The organism is Streptomyces sp. NPDC048751 (genome assembly GCF_043198595.1).
GTDB lineage: Bacteria > Actinomycetota > Actinomycetes > Streptomycetales > Streptomycetaceae > Streptomyces.
Window position 1 is genome coordinate 117,305 of record NZ_JBICUX010000006.1, and the last position, 15,853, is coordinate 133,157.

General features: G+C 70.2%; 13 protein-coding genes. All 13 read right to left on the bottom strand.

Annotation, left to right across the window (positions count from 1 at the left end; translation table 11 throughout):
- Nucleotides 1–34: 34 nt before the first annotated feature.
- The gene (locus ACGFNV_RS20320; protein ID WP_393624272.1) at nt 35–1,192 is read right to left on the bottom strand and encodes a dienelactone hydrolase family protein; all 1,158 of its coding nucleotides are present in this window, start codon (nt 1,190–1,192) and stop codon (nt 35–37) included.
- Complete coding sequence (locus ACGFNV_RS20325) at nt 1,179–2,216, bottom strand: pectinesterase family protein (protein WP_393624719.1); 1,038 nt, start codon at nt 2,214–2,216, stop codon at nt 1,179–1,181. Before ACGFNV_RS20325 ends, ACGFNV_RS20320 begins: the two co-directional genes overlap by 14 nt.
- 5 nt (nt 2,217–2,221) lie before the next feature.
- Nucleotides 2,222–3,346, bottom strand: coding sequence for a pectinesterase family protein (locus tag ACGFNV_RS20330; RefSeq protein ID WP_393624274.1), 1,125 nt, complete (start codon nt 3,344–3,346; stop codon nt 2,222–2,224).
- Between the two features lie 87 nt (nt 3,347–3,433).
- Nucleotides 3,434–4,753, bottom strand: coding sequence for a polysaccharide lyase family 1 protein (locus tag ACGFNV_RS20335; protein ID WP_393624276.1), 1,320 nt, complete (start codon nt 4,751–4,753; stop codon nt 3,434–3,436).
- A gap of 33 nt (nt 4,754–4,786) precedes the next feature.
- Nucleotides 4,787–5,584, bottom strand: coding sequence for a rhamnogalacturonan acetylesterase (locus ACGFNV_RS20340; RefSeq protein WP_393624277.1), 798 nt, complete (start codon nt 5,582–5,584; stop codon nt 4,787–4,789).
- Nucleotides 5,585–5,718: 134 nt separating this feature from the next.
- Nucleotides 5,719–7,068, bottom strand: a complete 1,350-nt coding sequence (locus ACGFNV_RS20345; protein WP_393624278.1) for an ABC transporter substrate-binding protein — start codon at nt 7,066–7,068, stop codon at nt 5,719–5,721.
- A gap of 49 nt (nt 7,069–7,117) precedes the next feature.
- Entirely contained in the window at nt 7,118–9,115 is a 1,998-nt protein-coding gene (locus ACGFNV_RS20350) for a pectinesterase family protein (RefSeq protein WP_393624280.1), read from the bottom strand.
- Nucleotides 9,116–9,156: 41 nt separating this feature from the next.
- A complete protein-coding gene (locus ACGFNV_RS20355; RefSeq protein WP_393624281.1) occupies nt 9,157–10,665 on the bottom strand; it encodes a family 43 glycosylhydrolase in 1,509 nt (502 codons plus the stop codon).
- On the bottom strand, nt 10,662–11,507 hold the full coding sequence (locus ACGFNV_RS20360; RefSeq protein WP_393624283.1) for a PmoA family protein: 846 nt from the start codon (nt 11,505–11,507) through the stop codon (nt 10,662–10,664). The genes ACGFNV_RS20355 and ACGFNV_RS20360 overlap by 4 nt, the downstream gene beginning before the upstream one ends.
- Nucleotides 11,507–12,670 (bottom strand): Gfo/Idh/MocA family protein, encoded by a 1,164-nt coding sequence (locus ACGFNV_RS20365; protein WP_393624285.1) that lies wholly within the window; start codon nt 12,668–12,670, stop codon nt 11,507–11,509. Before ACGFNV_RS20365 ends, ACGFNV_RS20360 begins: the two co-directional genes overlap by 1 nt.
- Nucleotides 12,667–13,959, bottom strand: coding sequence for a polysaccharide lyase family 1 protein (locus ACGFNV_RS20370; RefSeq protein ID WP_393624287.1), 1,293 nt, complete (start codon nt 13,957–13,959; stop codon nt 12,667–12,669). Before ACGFNV_RS20370 ends, ACGFNV_RS20365 begins: the two co-directional genes overlap by 4 nt.
- Nucleotides 13,956–14,852 (bottom strand): carbohydrate ABC transporter permease, encoded by an 897-nt coding sequence (locus ACGFNV_RS20375; protein WP_393624289.1) that lies wholly within the window; start codon nt 14,850–14,852, stop codon nt 13,956–13,958. Before ACGFNV_RS20375 ends, ACGFNV_RS20370 begins: the two co-directional genes overlap by 4 nt.
- Complete coding sequence (locus ACGFNV_RS20380) at nt 14,849–15,784, bottom strand: carbohydrate ABC transporter permease (protein WP_133930499.1); 936 nt, start codon at nt 15,782–15,784, stop codon at nt 14,849–14,851. The genes ACGFNV_RS20375 and ACGFNV_RS20380 overlap by 4 nt, the downstream gene beginning before the upstream one ends.
- Nucleotides 15,785–15,853 lie beyond the last annotated feature (69 nt).

A 15,853-nucleotide genomic window follows, 5' to 3' on the forward strand; every position in this document is an offset into this window, starting at 1 on the left:
TGGGGATCCTCTCGTCATTCTGGTGGGGGACGGTTCACAGGACCGAGTCGAGCCAGGCGAAGACCTCGTCCTGCATGCGGTCCGTGAAGACATGGCCGAGCCCCGGCCAGATCTCGGTACGGAGCCGCTCCTCGGCGTGGCGGGAGCGCCAGACGGCGCGCATCTTGGCGTAGGCCGCCCGGACGCCCTCGGCGGGGAACAGCGGATCCTGCTCGCCGTCGAGGAACAGCATCGGCCTGGGTGCGGCGATGCTCGCCACGTCGGGGAAGTCGAGGAACCGGGGAAGCCCCGGGTGGAGCATGTAGTACGACGACTGCCCGCGCAGGGTGTTGTTGCCGGGAACCATCATTTCCTTCAGGCCGGTCATCCAGCAGACGGCGGCCGCGGCGGCGAGGTCGTCGCTGAGCGCGGCGGTCTGCCAGGCGCGGAAGGCGCCCATGGAGAACCCGAGGGCCGCGACCCGCCGCCGGTCGACGCGGTCGAGCCGGGCCAGGAACCCGGCGGCCCGGACGTCCTCGCGGGCCATCAGCCCGGCCAGGGAGGACCCGAGGTTGAAGAAGTTGCTCGCGAGAGCCTGCTGCTGGTCGTAGGAGAGCGGCCCCCGGTCGCCCCAGCCCAGGGCGTCCACGGCGAGGACCACATACCCGCGCCTGGCCAGCTCGTCGCCGACGAACCGCCCGCTGAAGTACTTCTCCGCCCAGCCCTGCGCGGAGGCGAGCCGGACGTCGTCGTACCAGGGCCGGACCAGCTTCTCCTTGCCGATGTCGAACCGGGCGCCGTGGTCGTGCAGGAGCAGCACGGCCGGGAAGGGGCCGGTGCCGTGCGGGGTGAGCAGAGCGGCACGGACGCGTTCGTACCGGGTGAGGGAGAGGGTGACCAACTCCCGCGTGCAGCCGTCCCCTTCGGAACGCGCGCCGAACTCGGGGGCGTACGGGGGGCGGTCGTCCCGCTCGACGACGAGCAGTTCCTCGACCTTGGCGCGGGCGGCCCGGCGCCAGGCACGGAAGTCGCGGATCGGGGAGCGTCCCCAGGCGAGCGGGAAGTCCAGCTCGGCCTTCAGGGCGGGGTGGAAGTCGGGCAGCGGCCCGTCGACGACCCCCGCCTCCGCCCCGCTCACCGCTCCCCCGGTGAACAGCGCGGCCCCGGCTCCGACGACGAACGCCCGCCGCCCCACCGGGTCACGGGCACTCATACGGCCTCCAGTCCCGCAGGTACGTCCGCCGGGTGTGCGTGGCGGCCTCCCGGGCCGTCAGCTGCGGCCGGTTCTCCGGCACGGAGACCACCGCGCCGGGCCCGGAGTTGGCGTACTCCCGGAAGCGCATGGTCTGCCACGGATAGGCGTCCCGCATGTTGGTGTACGGGGTCACCGCGTCGATGCCCGGGCCGAGCCAGGTGTCCCGCACGACCAGCGAGGGCCAGGCGGTGGTCTCGTACGACGGCACCCAGGGCCGGGCGATCTTGTACGCGGCGTCCTCGGCGCCCGAGGTCACGCGTCCGCGCAGGGCCAGGAAGCCGTATGGGTTGGCGCGGGCCGTGGCGGGGGCGAAGACCATGCCCTTGGGCGTGAAGGTCACGTCCCGTTGCAGGGTGTGGAAGTGGCAGGCGTCGAACACGGCCGTCGCCCGGCCGAAGACGAAGTCGACGTCGCCCTCGATGTAACAGTGGCGGTAGTACTGCCGGTCGAAGGCGTCCAGCGCGGTCGTGTCCGCGAACAGGGTGTCCTGGTGGGCCAGCAGCCGCACGTTCTCGAACCGCGACCGGTCCCCCGTCACGTACGCGGCGACCGCCTGCGTCCCCGTGATGTCGGGGTGGTCGGCGCGCAGCCAGTCGTTGGCCAGCGTCAGATCGCGGACGGTCAGCCCGGGCGCCGCCGAGGTGAAGGTGGCGGAGCCGGCCGTGCCGTAGGTGCCGGAGCCGTCGGGCTTCGGGGTGCCGTTGGCGTTGTCGAAGACGATGACGGCGGCGCGCGGGTCGCGACTGGCACCGCGCACCGTCAGCTCGCCCGCCTCCGCGGGGACTTTGACGACCTCGCGGTACGTCCCCGGGTGCACGACGATCGTCCGGCCCGGGCCGGTCACCGCGTCCACCGCCGCCTGGACGGAGTCGCCAGGGCGGACGTGCAGGACACGGCGTCCGTGCGCGAGGGCCGGCGAGGCCCCGACAGCCGTCAGACCGCCGGCGGCGGCGAGGCCGGTCAGGAGGGTGCGTCTGCTCAGCACGGTCAGCACTCCTTCCACGGGGCCCAGTCACCGAGGTAGGCCGTGCGTGTCGCCGACTCGGCCTGCTCCCGGGTGAGTTGGGGCCTGTTCTCGGGGACGGTGATCTCCGCGCCCGGACCGGAGTTGCGGTACTCGGCGAACCGCATCGACTGCCAGGGGAAGGAGTTCGACATGTTGGTGTAGGGCGCGACCGCGTCGATGCCGGGGCCCAGGTGCGTGTCGCGGACGGTGAGCGAGGGACGGGCGGTGGTGTCGGAGCTGGGCACCCAGGGGCGGGCCAGCTTGTAGAAGGCGTCGGGGGCTTCGCTGGACACACGGCTCCTGGTCACGAGGTGGCCGAGCGGGTTGGCGCCCGCCGTGGAGGGCGCGAAGACGAAGCCGTACGGGGCGGATGCGAGGTCGGCGCGGTTCAGGGTGCGGAAGTGGCACTGCTCGAAGACCGCGGTGGCCCGCCCGAACACGAAGTCGACGTCGCCCTCGACGTAGCAGTGGGAGAAGTACTGCCGGGCGAACACGGCCAGGGACATGGAGTCGGCGTACAGGGTGTCCTGGTGACCGAGGAAGCGGCAGTGGTGGAAGGCGGAGCGGTCGCCCTGGGCCTTGATGGCGACGGCCTGGGTGCCGGTGATGTCGGGGTGGTCGGCGCGCAGCCAGTCGTTGGCGAAGGTGATCCAGCGGGCGGTGAAGCCGTCGGCCTGCACGGTGGTGGTGGCCGACCCGGTGGTGCCGTAGGTGCCACCGCCGGGCTTGGGGGTGCCGGCCGCGTTGTCGTACACGATCACGACGTCACGGGGGTTCTCGGAGGCGCCGATCCAGGTCGCCTCGGTGCGGGTGGCGTCGACGGCGACGGTCTCCCGGTAGGTGCCGGGGGCGATGACCAGCGTCCAGCCGCTGCCGCTGGTGGCGGCCACGGCGTCGCGGACGGAGGTGTGGTCGCCCCGGCCGTGCGGATCGGCGTACAGCGTCTTGGCGCTCAGGCGGGCGGCCGGTGAACCGTACCGGCCGAACGGGCGCCGCCGGCCGGCGGCTCGCGCGGGGGCCGACGCGAGGGCGAGCGCGGCGCCCGCCCCGGCGCTCGCGGCGAGGAATCCCCTGCGGGAGAGGGGACGGGGAAGGTGCGAGGACATGCGGCTGTTCCTTCGCGGTGCGGCTCGGGTGATGACAGGGGCCGGGGCGGTGCGGATCGGCAGCGCCCCGGCCTGGTGGGCGGAGCGTCAGCGCAGTCGGCCGGCGCCCGCGTTGCAGTCGACGATGCCGGGGACGGCCTTGACCGGGTCGACCTTGGTGCGCAGGGTCGGTGTCCAGCCCGCGCCGGACTCGAGGGTCTCGGCGGGGATCTCGGCGTTGTGCACGGCGATCAGGTCGACGGGCTTGCCGTTGACCTGGTTGTCGGCGGCGGTGACCGGCGAGACGTTCCACCGCTTGAGCACCTTGGCCGCGCTGACCCCGGCCGGCAGCGTGAACGCGTTGTGCTCGGCGACCAGCTGGGACTCCTTGCCGATGCCGAAGCTGTAGGCGTAGGAGGAGTCGGCGACGAAGTGGTTGTTGTAGGAGTCGACCTGCCCGAACCGCACGCGTGGGGCGCGCTCCACCAGCTTGGAGAACAGGTTGTGGTGGAAGGTCACCTTGAGCTTGCCCCGGTCGCCCGCCGCGGTGGACTCGCTGTCGCTGTTGCCGATGAGGATCGTCTTGTCGTGCTCGGTGAAGACGTTCCAGGAGGCGGTGACGTAGTTCGAGCCGCGGACGACGTCCAGCTCGCCGTCGTGCTGCTGGTAGAGCATGCCGAAGTAGGTGGGGGCCGCGCCGTCGGGGTGGCTGCCGTCGGTGAACGTGTTGTGGTCCAGCCACACATGGGTGGAGCCGTAGACGACGGCCGTGTCGTACTCGGAGTTCCAGTTGCCCTTGCTGCCGTCGGTGGGGTCCCACTGGGGGAAGCAGTCGACGGGGCTCTCGAAGGCGAGGTTGCGGACGATGACGTTGTCCACGGCCCTGATCTGGAGGCTGGCGCCCTTGAAGCCGGCGCTCTTGCCGACCCCGATGATCGTGGTGTTGGCGGGGATGTTCGCCTTGATCTGCTTGTCCTGGTTGGCGGCGGAGACGCGGCGCAGCCCCTCCGGACTGTCGTCGGGTTCGGCGCTCAGGTCGGTGTCGAGGCCCCACGTCTCCGGCGCGTACTTCGCCAGGTAGGCGTCGAAGTCGTACCCGGGCGCGGCGAGGGCGTCACACCCCTCCGACACCGCGTCGATGGTGCCCTTCACCTTGATGATCTTCGGCGTGCTGCCCCCGGCGGCGAGCGCGGCCTTGAACTCGGCCCAGGTGGTGACGGTGTAGACGTGTGCGGCGTCGGCGGCGGAACCACCGGTGGTGCCGGTGCCGTACGAGGCCCATCCGTCATTGGCCGGAAGGGCCTGGCGGGCCGGGTCACTCGAACCGGCCTGGGCGGTGGTAGCGGTCAGGGACAGCGCGAGCGCGGTGCAGCCGACGATCGCGGCCGCTCTAACTGTGACATGCCCATGCCATTTCTGTGCGTTCATGATGCGGCTCTCCTTTTTCCAGGTCAGGGGGTGTTACTCGGTGGCCTCCGGCCAGGTGATCCACGACTCGGGAATCTCCTCGTCCACGCGACACACGTCACGCGGCCCGAGCACCCGCGTCCGCAGCAACTCCCGCACCACGAGCCGCGCCACGGCGATCGCCCCCGGCGGGTTGAAGTGCGTGTTGTCCTGCTCGGTCGCCGTCCAGTTGAAGTACGTCTTCGTCGCCTCGACACCCAGCTCCTGCCAGAGCGCGAGCGACAACGCCTGCACATCCAGCAGCGCCACGCCCTCCTCCGCGGCGAGCGCCCGCATCGCCGCGGGATACTCCCCGTGACTGGGCAGCGCCTTCCCGTCGGCGTCGAACCTCCGGCGCTCGACGGGGGTGGCGAGCACCGGCCGCGCACCGCGAGCCCGGGCCCCGTCGACGTACATCCGCAGATAGTCCTGGTACGTCGTCCACGGCTCGGTGTACCGGGCGGGATCGGTGGTCTTCTCGTCGTTGTGCGCGAACTGGATGAGGAGGAGGTCCCCCGGCTTGATCTCGCCGAGGATGGCATCGAGCCGCCCCTCATCCACGAAACTCTTCGAACTCCGCCCGTTCACCGCATGATTGGCCACGGGCCGATCCCTGTGCAGAAAGAACGGGAGCGCCATTCCCCACCCGGTCTCGGGCGCGGCGTCGGCGTATTTCTGGGCGGCGGTGGAATCACCGGCGATGTAGATGGTTCTCTCCCGGCGGGGCTTGGCGTGTGCGGTACCGCCGGCCGCAACACCGAGAGGAACAGCGGCAAGGGCAGCGGCGGCAACCTGCCTACGGGTAAGGGACACGCGGGTGCACCTTTCAAGCAGAGGGCAAGAATGCAGGGGCGCGGGGCTGTATCGATTTGCGGCTCCGCCGCGTGTGCGCGACAAGCCAGGGACGGCCCGCAGCCCGAAAACCACAGGCCGCCCCACGCAGGGAATCAGCCCTTCTTCTGCTGCTTCCACTCCTCCTGCGCCTTGTTCAACTGCTCAGCCATCGTGTCCAGAAAATCCTTCGCACTCATCTTCCCGAGCAGCACCTTCTGGAAGTTCGGCTCGTTGTCCGCCTTGGAAATCGTGTTCCAGTCAGGCAGGTAGTACGGCAGCTGAACGATGGTCGTCGACCCATCGGTCAGCGCCGCCGCAGCCAGCTTCGTCGGCTCCGCCTTGCTCACCCACGCGTCCTTCGCCGCCTCGTTGTTCGACGGCACCTGCCCCGCCGACTCGTTGAACTTCGAGTTCTCCGCCTTGGAGGTCGCGAACTCGATGAACTTCCACGCGGCTTCCTTGTTCTTGGAGCTCTTGAACAGCCCGAGCCCATCGACAGGGTTGGACACCTGAACCCGCTTACCGGCGGAGCCGACCGGCTGCGGAATTCCGCGGAACTTGTCGACGCCCAGCGCCTTCACATGGTCCTGGTACGACCCCAGGTTGTGGTTCAGCATTCCGATCTTGCCGGAGTCCCACTGCGCGACCATCTTGGTGAAGTCGTTGTTGAGGTCGGCGGCCGGGGTGACCTTCTTGTACAGGGCGGCGTACTTCTCCAGCGCCGCCACGTTCTTCGGGTCGTTCACGGTGGTCTTCTCACCGCTCGCGTCCCAGAAGGAGGTGATCCCCGACTGCCCGTACATGGCGTCCAGCGCCTGGGCGATGGAGCCGGCACCGCCACGGATGGTGTAGCCGAACTCGTTCTTCTTGGCGTTGGTGAGCTTCTCAGCCGCGGCGTAGAACTTGTCCCACGTCGTCGGCTCGTCCAGCTTCGCCGCCTTGAACAGGTCCGTGCGGTAGTAGAGGACGCCGTTGTTGGCGGAGGTGGGGATGGAGTACAGCGCGTCGCCGCCGCCCGCGGACTTCAGCGACTCGACCATCGCCTCGTTGAGCTTGCCCTTGAGCGAGGACTTGCCGAGGCGGTCGTCCAGGGGCTCCAACGCGTTCTGGGCGGCGAACCCGGCGGCCATCGCCGCGCCGACACCACCGACGTCCGGCAGACCGCCGCCCTGGATGGCGGTGTCGACCTTGGACTGGTACTCGGTGGAGGCGATCCCGGTGTATTCGACCTTGATGTCCGGGTTCGCCTTCTCGAAGTCGGCGATGACCTGCTTCCAGATGTCGGTGCGGACACCGCCGTTGTTGTCCCAGAAGACGATCTTGCCCTTGCCGCTGCCCTCGGACCCCTTGTCGCCGCCGGAGCCGCTGCCGTCGTCACCGCAGGCGGTGGCGGTCAGGGCGAGGACGGAGCCCAGGGCGACGGCCGTGGCCGCGCGCCTGCTTCTGCGGATGCTGCTCTTCATTGGTCGGCTCTTTCTTCTGGATCAAACGGAGATATGAAGTTGTGGGGGGTCAGTGGCGGGCGTAGGGCGCCCAGTTGTCGTTGCCCTTGAGGTACGCGGCGACGGTGTGCGTCCTCGCGTCCCCGTCGCTCATCTGCGGCCGGTCCGGGGTGATGTCCGCCCCCGGCCCGTGGTTCCGGTACTCCGTGAACCGCGCGTCCTTCCACGAGAACCCGCTCATGTCGGTCCACGGCGAGGACTTGACCGCGGCGGGCAGCTCGGTGTCCCGGATCAACACCTGGGCCACGGCCGCCGGTTCCCCGCCCGGGTGCCAGGGCCGCCCCAGATGGAAGGTCCCGGCCGGCGCGTCGCTCACGATCTTCGAGCGGGTGATCAGGAACCCGTACGGGTTGCCCGTCCAGGTCGAAGCGGCCGTGATGTAGCCGTTGTTGGTGGTGGATCCCCGGCTGAGCGCCCTGATCACGGACCGCTCGATCACGGTCGTCGCCCGCCCGTAGACGAAGTCGACGTCACCCTCGATGTACGAGTCCCGGACGTAGACCCGGCTGATCACGTCCAGCTTGGGGCTGTCGGTCATCAGGGTGTCCTGGTTGCCCAGGAACGCGGTGTCCTCGAAGACGATCCGGTCGCCGGTCGTCTTCATCGCCAGCGCCTGCTCGCCGTTCAGCTCGACCGCGGCCTCGTCGAAGTCGTTGCTGAAGGTGAGGTTGCGGGCGGTGACGTCGTTCGCGGCGATCCGCACCGTGGCGCTCCCGGTCGAACCACCCTGGGCCGCCGGTGTGTCGTAGACGATGACGGTGTCGGAGCGGTCGTGTCCAGTCCCCTGAAGCAGGATCTTCGGCTTGGTCGCCGGGACGAACACCTTCTCCCGGTAGGTGCCCGGCGCGACCGCGATCGTCACCGGCACGTCGTTGCCGACCGGCACGGCGTCGACGGCCGCCTGTACGGTCGGGTAGGCGCCCGGAACGTCGAGGGTCACGCCGATCCGGCGCTGCGGCCCGGAGAACTTCTTCACCAGTGCGGGGACGGCGGCCGCGGGATCCAGCCGGTAGGCGTAGAACTCCCGCGGATCGAAGGCCGTACCCCATGCGTCGGTCCGACCGCTGGTGTTCCGCAGGATCGACCCGCGCTGCACCAACTCCGCGGTGGCGTCGGCCTGGTAGGGGTGCTGGACCCCGTCGTAGTAGCTGTTCTCGATGACCATCCTGGTGCGGCCCCGCGACCAGTTCCCGTACGTCCACACCGGATCGCCGTCGGCCACCTGTGCCGAGAGGTAGTTGTTGTAGAGGTGGGCATAGGCGCAGTTGTCCGCCGAGGGGTTGCGCTGCTTGGTGCCGGTGAACCAGTTGTGGTCGATGGTGATCTGCGTCTGGACATTGGTGGTCCAGCCGATCCCGAACGCCTTGTTGTGGTCGCTGAACTGGTTGTAGGAGACGGTGATGTACTGGCTGTCCTTGCGGATGTCGAGCAGGCCGTCGCCCATGTGCGTGAAGCGGTTGTGGTCGATCCAGACGTGGTCGACGGTGTCCATCTGGATGGCGTCGAAGTCGGTGGTCTTGCCGTCCCAGTCGCCCTCGACGTAGGAGTCGCGGATCGTCAGGTTGCGGATGATGACGTTGTGCGTGCCGGGGTTGAGGTGCAGTTCGCCGTGGACGATCTCACCCGTGTCGCCGACGCCGATGATCGTCTTGTTGGAGGCGACGACGATGTCCGAGCCGAAGGGCTCGACGGCGACCGACCCCGCCACCCGGATGACGTACGGCTCCTCGGCGGCCGCGTACCTCGCCAGCGCGGCCTGGTCGGTGACCGTGACGACCTTGCCGCCGGCCCCGCCCGTGGTGCCCCCGGCGAGCGAGGCGAAGCCGTGGGCCCGGTCGGTCCAGCGGGAGGCCGTGGGGGCGGACGCCGCGGCGGATGCGGGGGCGGGGGAGGCTGCGGCGGCCCTCGCCTCTCCGATCGCGCCCAGTCCCAGGGCGGCGACCAGGCCCGCGATCGCGGCCAGGGCGAAGCCCGGTCTGGGTAAGCGCTTGCTATGGAAGTGCGTCATTGCGGCTCCCAACAGGCGTGACAGGGGTACGGAAGAGGTGGTTACAAGTCGGTGATCCGGAACTGCGTGAACGAGGCGGCGCCCGCGTGCCCCGCCCCGACGGGCGCGAGGGCGAAGAGGCCGAGCAGGGCACCGACCCAGCGCCAGGGGGTGGCGGCGAAGACGGGACCCGACGGGCTCGGGCCGTCGCCCAGGTCGTAGAAGAAGCGGCAGCGTGCTCCGGCGCCGATCTCGATGCGCAGCCGGACCCGTCCCCCGGGCGCGAGTCGTGGATGGGCGGCGTCGCGTTCCTTGTCGGCGACCGACTCGGCGAACCGGTGCACGAGGTGGACCGTGCCGTCGGTTCCGCGCTGGAGCCCGATCCAGCCGAACGCGTCCCCGAGGACCGCGAGCCCGGCCCGCGCCCCGGGCTCCTCGCTGTGCAGGCGCAGGTCCACCTCGACGGCGGACGGGGTGCCGGGCAAGCGCTGGGTCAGGACGTTCGGCAGTTTGCGCAGGTCGTGGGCGTCCACCGAGCGGACGCAGGTGAGCCGCAGGCCGTCGCCGGAGTGCTGGGTGGCCCAGCCGTCCTGCGGGTTGGCCGTCCACTGCCACTGCCGTCCGAACCGTCCGCCGGGGAAGTCGTCGTCGGTGGCGGGCGCCGCGTACGGCTGCGGCGGGAGATCGGGCCGCCTGTGCACGGCCACGGGGGCGCCGTCGTCCCCGATCACCGGCCAGCCGTCGCTCCCCCAGCGCATCGGCTGGAGGTGGACGACCCTGCCGTAGGGGCCGCGCTGCTGGAAGTGCAGGAACCAGTCCTCGCCGGACGGGGTACGCACCCAGCCGCCCTGATGGGGGCCGTTGACGTCGGTGTCCTTCTGTTCGAGGACGATCCGTTCCTCGTACGGCCCGAAGAAGTCCCGTGCGCGTAAGGCGCCCTGCCAGCCGGTCTCCACTCCGCCGGCGGGCGCCAGGATCCAGAACCAGCCGTCGTGCCGGTAGAGCTTGGGGCCCTCCAGGGTGAACCAGCCGGGGATGCGGTCCGCGTCCACGATCAGCTTGCCCTCGTCGAGGAGGGAGGTGGCGTCGGGGTGCATACGGTGGCCGGTGAGGCGGTTCTTGACGCCGGAGCGGGACTTGGCCCAGGCGTGCACGAGGTAGGCCTCGCCGGTCTCGTCGTCCCACAGGGGGCAGGGGTCGATGAGGCCCTTGCCCTCCTTGACGAGGTGCGGACGGGTCCAAGGGCCCCTGATCTCAGGGGCGTTGACCTGGAAGATGCCCTGGTCGGGGTCGCCCCAGAAGATCCAGAACCGGTCGTCGTGGTGGCGCAGGGACGGGGCCCAGACCCCGCAGTCGTGACGCGGGGAGGTGAACTCGCTCCCCGGCTCCAGGCGTTCCAGGGCGTGGCCGACCAGGGTCCAGTGGACCAGGTCGCGGGAGTGCAGCAGCGGCAGGCCGGGGGCGCGGCCGAAGCTGGAGGCGGTGAGGTAGAAGTCGTCGCCGACGCGGACGACGTCCGGGTCGGACCAGTCGGCGTTCAGGACCGGGTTGCGGTAGGTCTCCTCGGTCATGCGCTCACCGCCTTGCGCGCCAGGCTCGCGGCCCCGTCCCGGTCGAGGCGGCCGTCGGCGACGACGGTGACGATCCGGCGGACGACGGTCTCCCCCGGCGGGACCGGCAGCCGCTCGTCGTAGGCCAGGGACGACCCCACGCCCGGGTACTCCTCGACGCGCACGAACCACGGGTCCCTGCGGGTCTGTTCGGTGGCTCCGGCGAAGACCAGCGTCCAGGTGCCGCCGACGAGGGCGAGCCAGTCGGCGCGGCCGCCGTGGATCTCTTCCTCGCCCTCGGTGTCGGCGGTGAAGACGTCCGGGGCCTGCGCCTCCTTGCGGGCCCGCCAGAAGAAGCCGCCGTAGGCGGCGCCGGGGCGGCCGTTGGTGGCGGGGCTGCCGATGGACAGCGGGCCCTGGGTGACGTTGGTCAGGGAGAAGGTGAAGTCCAGCGCCCAGGCCGTGTCGGTGAGCTCGGTGGCCGCGACCGTGCGGCGCTCGCGCAGCAGCTCGGCTCCGGCGGCGACCCAACGCAGCTCCTCCACGAAGCCGTCGGGGTCGCGCAGCTGGAACGCGGTGTGCCGCTGCGCGCCGTGGTTGTCCAGCTCGGTCGGGCCCTGGTCGCGGACGTAGGTGCGTCCGCCCCAGAAGTTGAACCCCTCGACGTCGGGAACGGCGACACCGACGCCGAGGTGGTGTGTGTGGTCGGCGGGGCTCAGTTCGGTGACCGCCGTGCCGGCCAGAGTGGTGACGGGGTGCAGATACGGGCGCGGGGAGAGCCGGGCGGGCAGCTCGGGCCGGGTGACGTACCGGCCGACCGGGCGGCCCGCGACGCGCAGGACCGGAGCGTCGTTGGTCGTCATCAGGTGCTCACCTCTTTCGGCTCTTTGGGGACCTTGGCGGTGAGCGCCCAGGAGGCGCCCAGTTCGGAGTAGAGGGCGAGGGTGTCGGCGGCGGCCGCGACGAGCCCGTCGATGCCGGGCACGACCCTGCGGTCCTCGTCGGGCAGCAGTTCCCAGGCGCCGTCGGGCAGTGGGGCCGGGTCGGGGGCCGTCCGGATCGCCTCGACGACCTTCATGAAGGCGCCGGTCCCGTCCGGGGTGACCAGCAGGTCGGCGCCGTCGGTGAGGTGGTCGACGAGGTTCTCGAGGAGGTCGGTACGGCCGTACTCGTACTCCTCGGGGCCGTGGTCGGCGCGCTGGAGCAGGACGCGGTCCTGCTTGTACCAGAAGGTGATCCGGCCGCGGCTGCCGTGGACGAGGACGTACGGCTCGTCGGGCTGCTCGGCGCACAGGGTCGCGGCGACGGTGACCTGGCGGCCCCGGGCGGTGGTGACGCGCACGCACGAGGTGTCGTCGGACTCGATGTCGTTGGCGCGCAGCAGCTCGGTCTCGATGCCGGTGACGTCCCCGGCGTGGGTCGCGCCGGCCAGCGCGAGGGCGGTGGCGACGGCGTGGGCGAGCGGGTTGGTGAGCGCCCCGTCGATCACGTCGACGCCGTTCAGCCGCCGCTTGCCGGCCCAGGGGGCTCGCCGGTAGTAGGCCTGCGCGCGGGCCCAGGCGCCGGCGCCGCCGATGCCGGTGACCTCGCCGACGGCACCCTCGGCGATCAGTTCGCGGATCGCCGGCACGGCGTGCGAGCCCAGCGACTGGAAGCCGATCTGGCAGGCCACGCCCGCCTCGGCGACCCCGTCGGCCATGCGGCGGAACTCGGCGTAGGAGGGGGCGGGCGGCTTCTCCAGGAGGAGGTGGACGCCCCGCTGCGCGGCCGTCAGCGCCAGGTCCGTGTGGGTCGGGATCGGCGTGCAGATCACGGCGATGCGGGCACCGGTGGAGTCCAGCAGCGCGCCGAAGTCGCTCGACTGCTCGGGCGAACCGAGACCCTCGGGGATCTCGTCCCGGCTGAGCGGGGTCAGTTCGCAGATGCCCGCCAGGCGGACGATGCCCTTGTCCTGGAGTCGGCGGATGTTCTCCAGGTGCCAGCGGCCGTGGCCGCGCGCACCCGCGAGGACGATGGGTACGGTCATGGGAGCCTCCCTGCGCCCGCGCCGCGCGCCACCTCTCGGTCGGCCGCCTCGGCGCTGTCGATCTTTGTGTGCAGGGTAGGCGTCCAGCCGACGTCCGCCGTGAGATCACGCTCGCTGCCGGAGTTGTAGGCGTTGTAGATGGCGAGCAGGTCGACCGGGAAGCCGTTGAAGAGGGTGCCGCTCTGGTGCAGGGCGGTGCCGTTCCAGCTCTTGACCAGGTCGGCGACCTCGACATGGCCGGGGGCGGTGAAGGCGTTGTTCTCGGCGTGGATCGCGGACTCGGTCGACACACCGATGGAGTAGCGGTAGTCGGCGGCGTCCTCGGGGATCACGTACCGGTTGTTGTAGAGGTGCACCTGGCCGAAGCGGACCCGCGGGGCGCGCTGGACGACGGACTCGAACTCGTTGTGGTGCAGGGTGACCCGCAGCTTGCCGCGGTCGCCGGTGACCGAGTCGCCGTTGCCGATGAGCATCGCCTTGTCGTGGTCGGCGAAGCGGCTCCAGGAGACGGTGACCAGGTCGGAACCGTTGGTGATGTCCAGCAGGCCGTCGTGGCGCAGGTAGTTGCGGGCGAAGTAGGTGGGCTCCTTCGCGTCCGGGTGGCCCTTGTCCGAGGCGGTGACGTGGTCGACCCAGACATGAGTGGCGCCGGACAGCCAGATCGTGTCGTACGCCGTCTTCCAGTCGCCGAGGCCGCCGGTGTTGGGCTGCCACACGGGGAAGCAGTCGTAGGCGTCGCGGACGTCGAGGTTGCGCAGGATGACGTTGTCCGCGTTCCTGACCTGGAGGCTCGCGCCCTTGAGGACGGCGCCCTTGCCCAGGCCGACGATCGTGGTGTTCGAGCCGACGGTGAGCACGACCCGCTCCGCCTGCCTGGCCGCCGAGGCCTGGCGGGCCTCCTCCTGCGGGCCGCTGGGCTTGGCGGAGCCCCAGGTGCGGGGGTCGTAGGCCGCGAGGTACTTCTTCGTGGCGTAGCCGTCGGTGGCGTAGTCGGCGCAGTCCAGGTGGTCGCCGTCGTCGTCGGTGTTGGCGTCGATGGTCCCGGCGATCTTGATGATCTTCGGGGTGGCGCTGCCGCCGTCGAGAGCGCGGACGAGTCCGGCGCGGTCGGTGACCGTGTACACGTGGGCGTCGTCGGCGGCCGCGCCTCCGGTGGTGCCGGTGCCGTACGCCGCCCAGCCGTCGTTCGCCGGGAGGGTGTCGCGGCTGATGTCGCGGGCCTCGGCGTGGGCGGGGACGCACAGCAGGCCCAGGACGCCTGCCAGTACGGCGATGTGACGGGCCCTCATCCCTTCACCGCCCCCGCGCTGAAGCCGGTGATCAGCCACTTCTGGATGAAGGCGAACACGATCACCACCGGTACGGCGGCGATGATGCCGCCCGCCGCGAGGGCGCCGAGGTCGACGCTGTCGGCGCTCATCAGGGTGTTCAGGCCGACCGGGATGGTCTGCTTCTCCTGGTTGTTGAGGAACATCAGCGCGAACAGGAAGTGGTTCCAGGAGTGCACGAAGGCGAAGGAGCCGACGGCGATCAGACCGGGCCGCAGCAGCGGCAGGACGACGATCCTGAAGGCGGTCATCCGGTTGCAGCCGTCGACCCAGGCGGCCTCCTCCAGGGAGTACGGCACGTTCTTGATGAAGTTGCTGATCAGGATCATCGACAGCGGCAGCTGGAAGACGGTCTCCGCGAGGATGACACTGCCCAGCGAGTTGATCATCTTCAGCTCGGCGAAGATCTCGAACAGCGGCACGAGGAGCAGCGCGCCCGGTACGAACTGGGAGCACAGCAGGGCGAGCATGAAGGCCCGTTTGACCTTGAAGTTGAACCGGGCGAGGGCGTAGCCGCCGGCCAGCGCGACGAGCGTCGTCACCAGCAGGGTCGCGACGCCGACGAGGACGCTGTTCTGGAAGTAGGTGCCGAAGGACCGCTCCGTCCACACCTTCTCGAAGTGGTCGAAGGTGATCGGCCAAGGCACGAGCGAGGTGGAGCCTGCCGGGCGCAGCGCGAAGAGCAGGATCCAGTAGAACGGGATCAGGGTGAAGATCAGGTAGATCCCCAGCGGCAGGTAGATCTGCCAGCGGGGGGCCTCGTCCCAGGCGCGGTTGCGCTTGGCGGGACGGGGCGGCTCAGGGGCCTCGTGCCGGGGAGCCGGCGCGACCTCGGTGGCCTCCTTGGTGATCACTTCTCCTCACCTCCGAACTTGCTCAGCCGCAGATAGACCATCGAGCAGAAGAGCAGGATCACGAACGCGACCGTGGTCAGGGCGGACGCGTAGCCGAAGTTGTGTGCGTCGACGGAGGTGTTGGCGATGTACAGCGGGAGGGTCGTGGTCTCTCCCGCCGGGCCGCCACCGGTCAGGGTGTAGAGCAGGTCGACGTTGTTGAACTCCCACACCGCGCGCAGCAGCGTGGACAGGACGATGGCGTCCTTCAGGTGGGGCAGCGTGATGTGCCAGAACTGCTTGAGCCGGCTGGCGCCGTCGACCTCGGCGGCCTCGTACAGGTCCTTCGAGACGGACTGGAGGTCGGCGAGGATGAGGATCGCGAAGAACGGGACACCGCGCCACAGGTCGGCGACGACCGCCGCCGGGAAGACGGTGGAGGTGTCCGACAGCCAGCTGGTGCCGTAGGAGCCGATGCCCATGTCGGCGAGGTAACGGGTGATGCCGGTCTGGGAGTTGTAGAGCAGCACCCAGATCGCGGAGGTCAGCACGCCGGAGACGGCCCACGGGGAGAAGACCAGCGCGCGGCCCAGCGCGCGGCCCACGAAGGTCTGGTTGACGATCAGTGCCAGCGCCAGACCGAACAGCAGTTGCAGTCCGACCTCGACGACGACCCACTTGCCGCTGAAGATCAGCGTGTCCCAGAACTGCGGGTCGTCGGTGAAGGCGTGGACGAAGTTGTCGAAGCCCGCGTAGCCGTTGCGCCACGGCTTGGTGGGGTTGTAGTTCTGCAGGCTGTAGTAGAAGACGCTGATCACCGGGTAGGCGATGAAGCCCAGCATGAGCAGGGCCGCCGGGGCGATCAGCAGGTACGGCAGCCTACGGGGCGTGGCGGAGGCACGGCGCCGCCGGGGTGGCGCGGGCGGTTTCGCCACGGCTGCGGCTTGGGCCATGACTGTTCTCCGTTCTCGTACGTCGTGCGTGCGTGGTGCGTGAGCGTGCGGGTGAAGCGCTTTCTCTCC

Excerpts from the sequence above, each read along its gene's own strand:
- ACGFNV_RS20360 (WP_393624283.1), bottom strand. The coding sequence starts at position 11,507 with ATGACGACCAACGACGCTCCGGTCCTGCGCGTCGCGGGCCGCCCGGTC.
- ACGFNV_RS20330 (WP_393624274.1), bottom strand. The coding sequence starts at position 3,346 with ATGTCCTCGCACCTTCCCCGTCCCCTCTCCCGCAGGGGATTCCTCGCC.
- ACGFNV_RS20355 (WP_393624281.1), bottom strand. The coding sequence starts at position 10,665 with ATGACCGAGGAGACCTACCGCAACCCGGTCCTGAACGCCGACTGGTCC.
- ACGFNV_RS20350 (WP_393624280.1), bottom strand. The coding sequence starts at position 9,115 with ATGACGCACTTCCATAGCAAGCGCTTACCCAGACCGGGCTTCGCCCTG.
- ACGFNV_RS20365 (WP_393624285.1), bottom strand. The coding sequence starts at position 12,670 with ATGACCGTACCCATCGTCCTCGCGGGTGCGCGCGGCCACGGCCGCTGG.
- ACGFNV_RS20370 (WP_393624287.1), bottom strand. The coding sequence starts at position 13,959 with ATGAGGGCCCGTCACATCGCCGTACTGGCAGGCGTCCTGGGCCTGCTG.
- ACGFNV_RS20345 (WP_393624278.1), bottom strand. The coding sequence starts at position 7,068 with ATGAAGAGCAGCATCCGCAGAAGCAGGCGCGCGGCCACGGCCGTCGCC.
- ACGFNV_RS20380 (WP_133930499.1), bottom strand. The coding sequence starts at position 15,784 with ATGGCCCAAGCCGCAGCCGTGGCGAAACCGCCCGCGCCACCCCGGCGG.
- ACGFNV_RS20320 (WP_393624272.1), bottom strand. The coding sequence starts at position 1,192 with ATGAGTGCCCGTGACCCGGTGGGGCGGCGGGCGTTCGTCGTCGGAGCC.
- ACGFNV_RS20335 (WP_393624276.1), bottom strand. The coding sequence starts at position 4,753 with ATGAACGCACAGAAATGGCATGGGCATGTCACAGTTAGAGCGGCCGCG.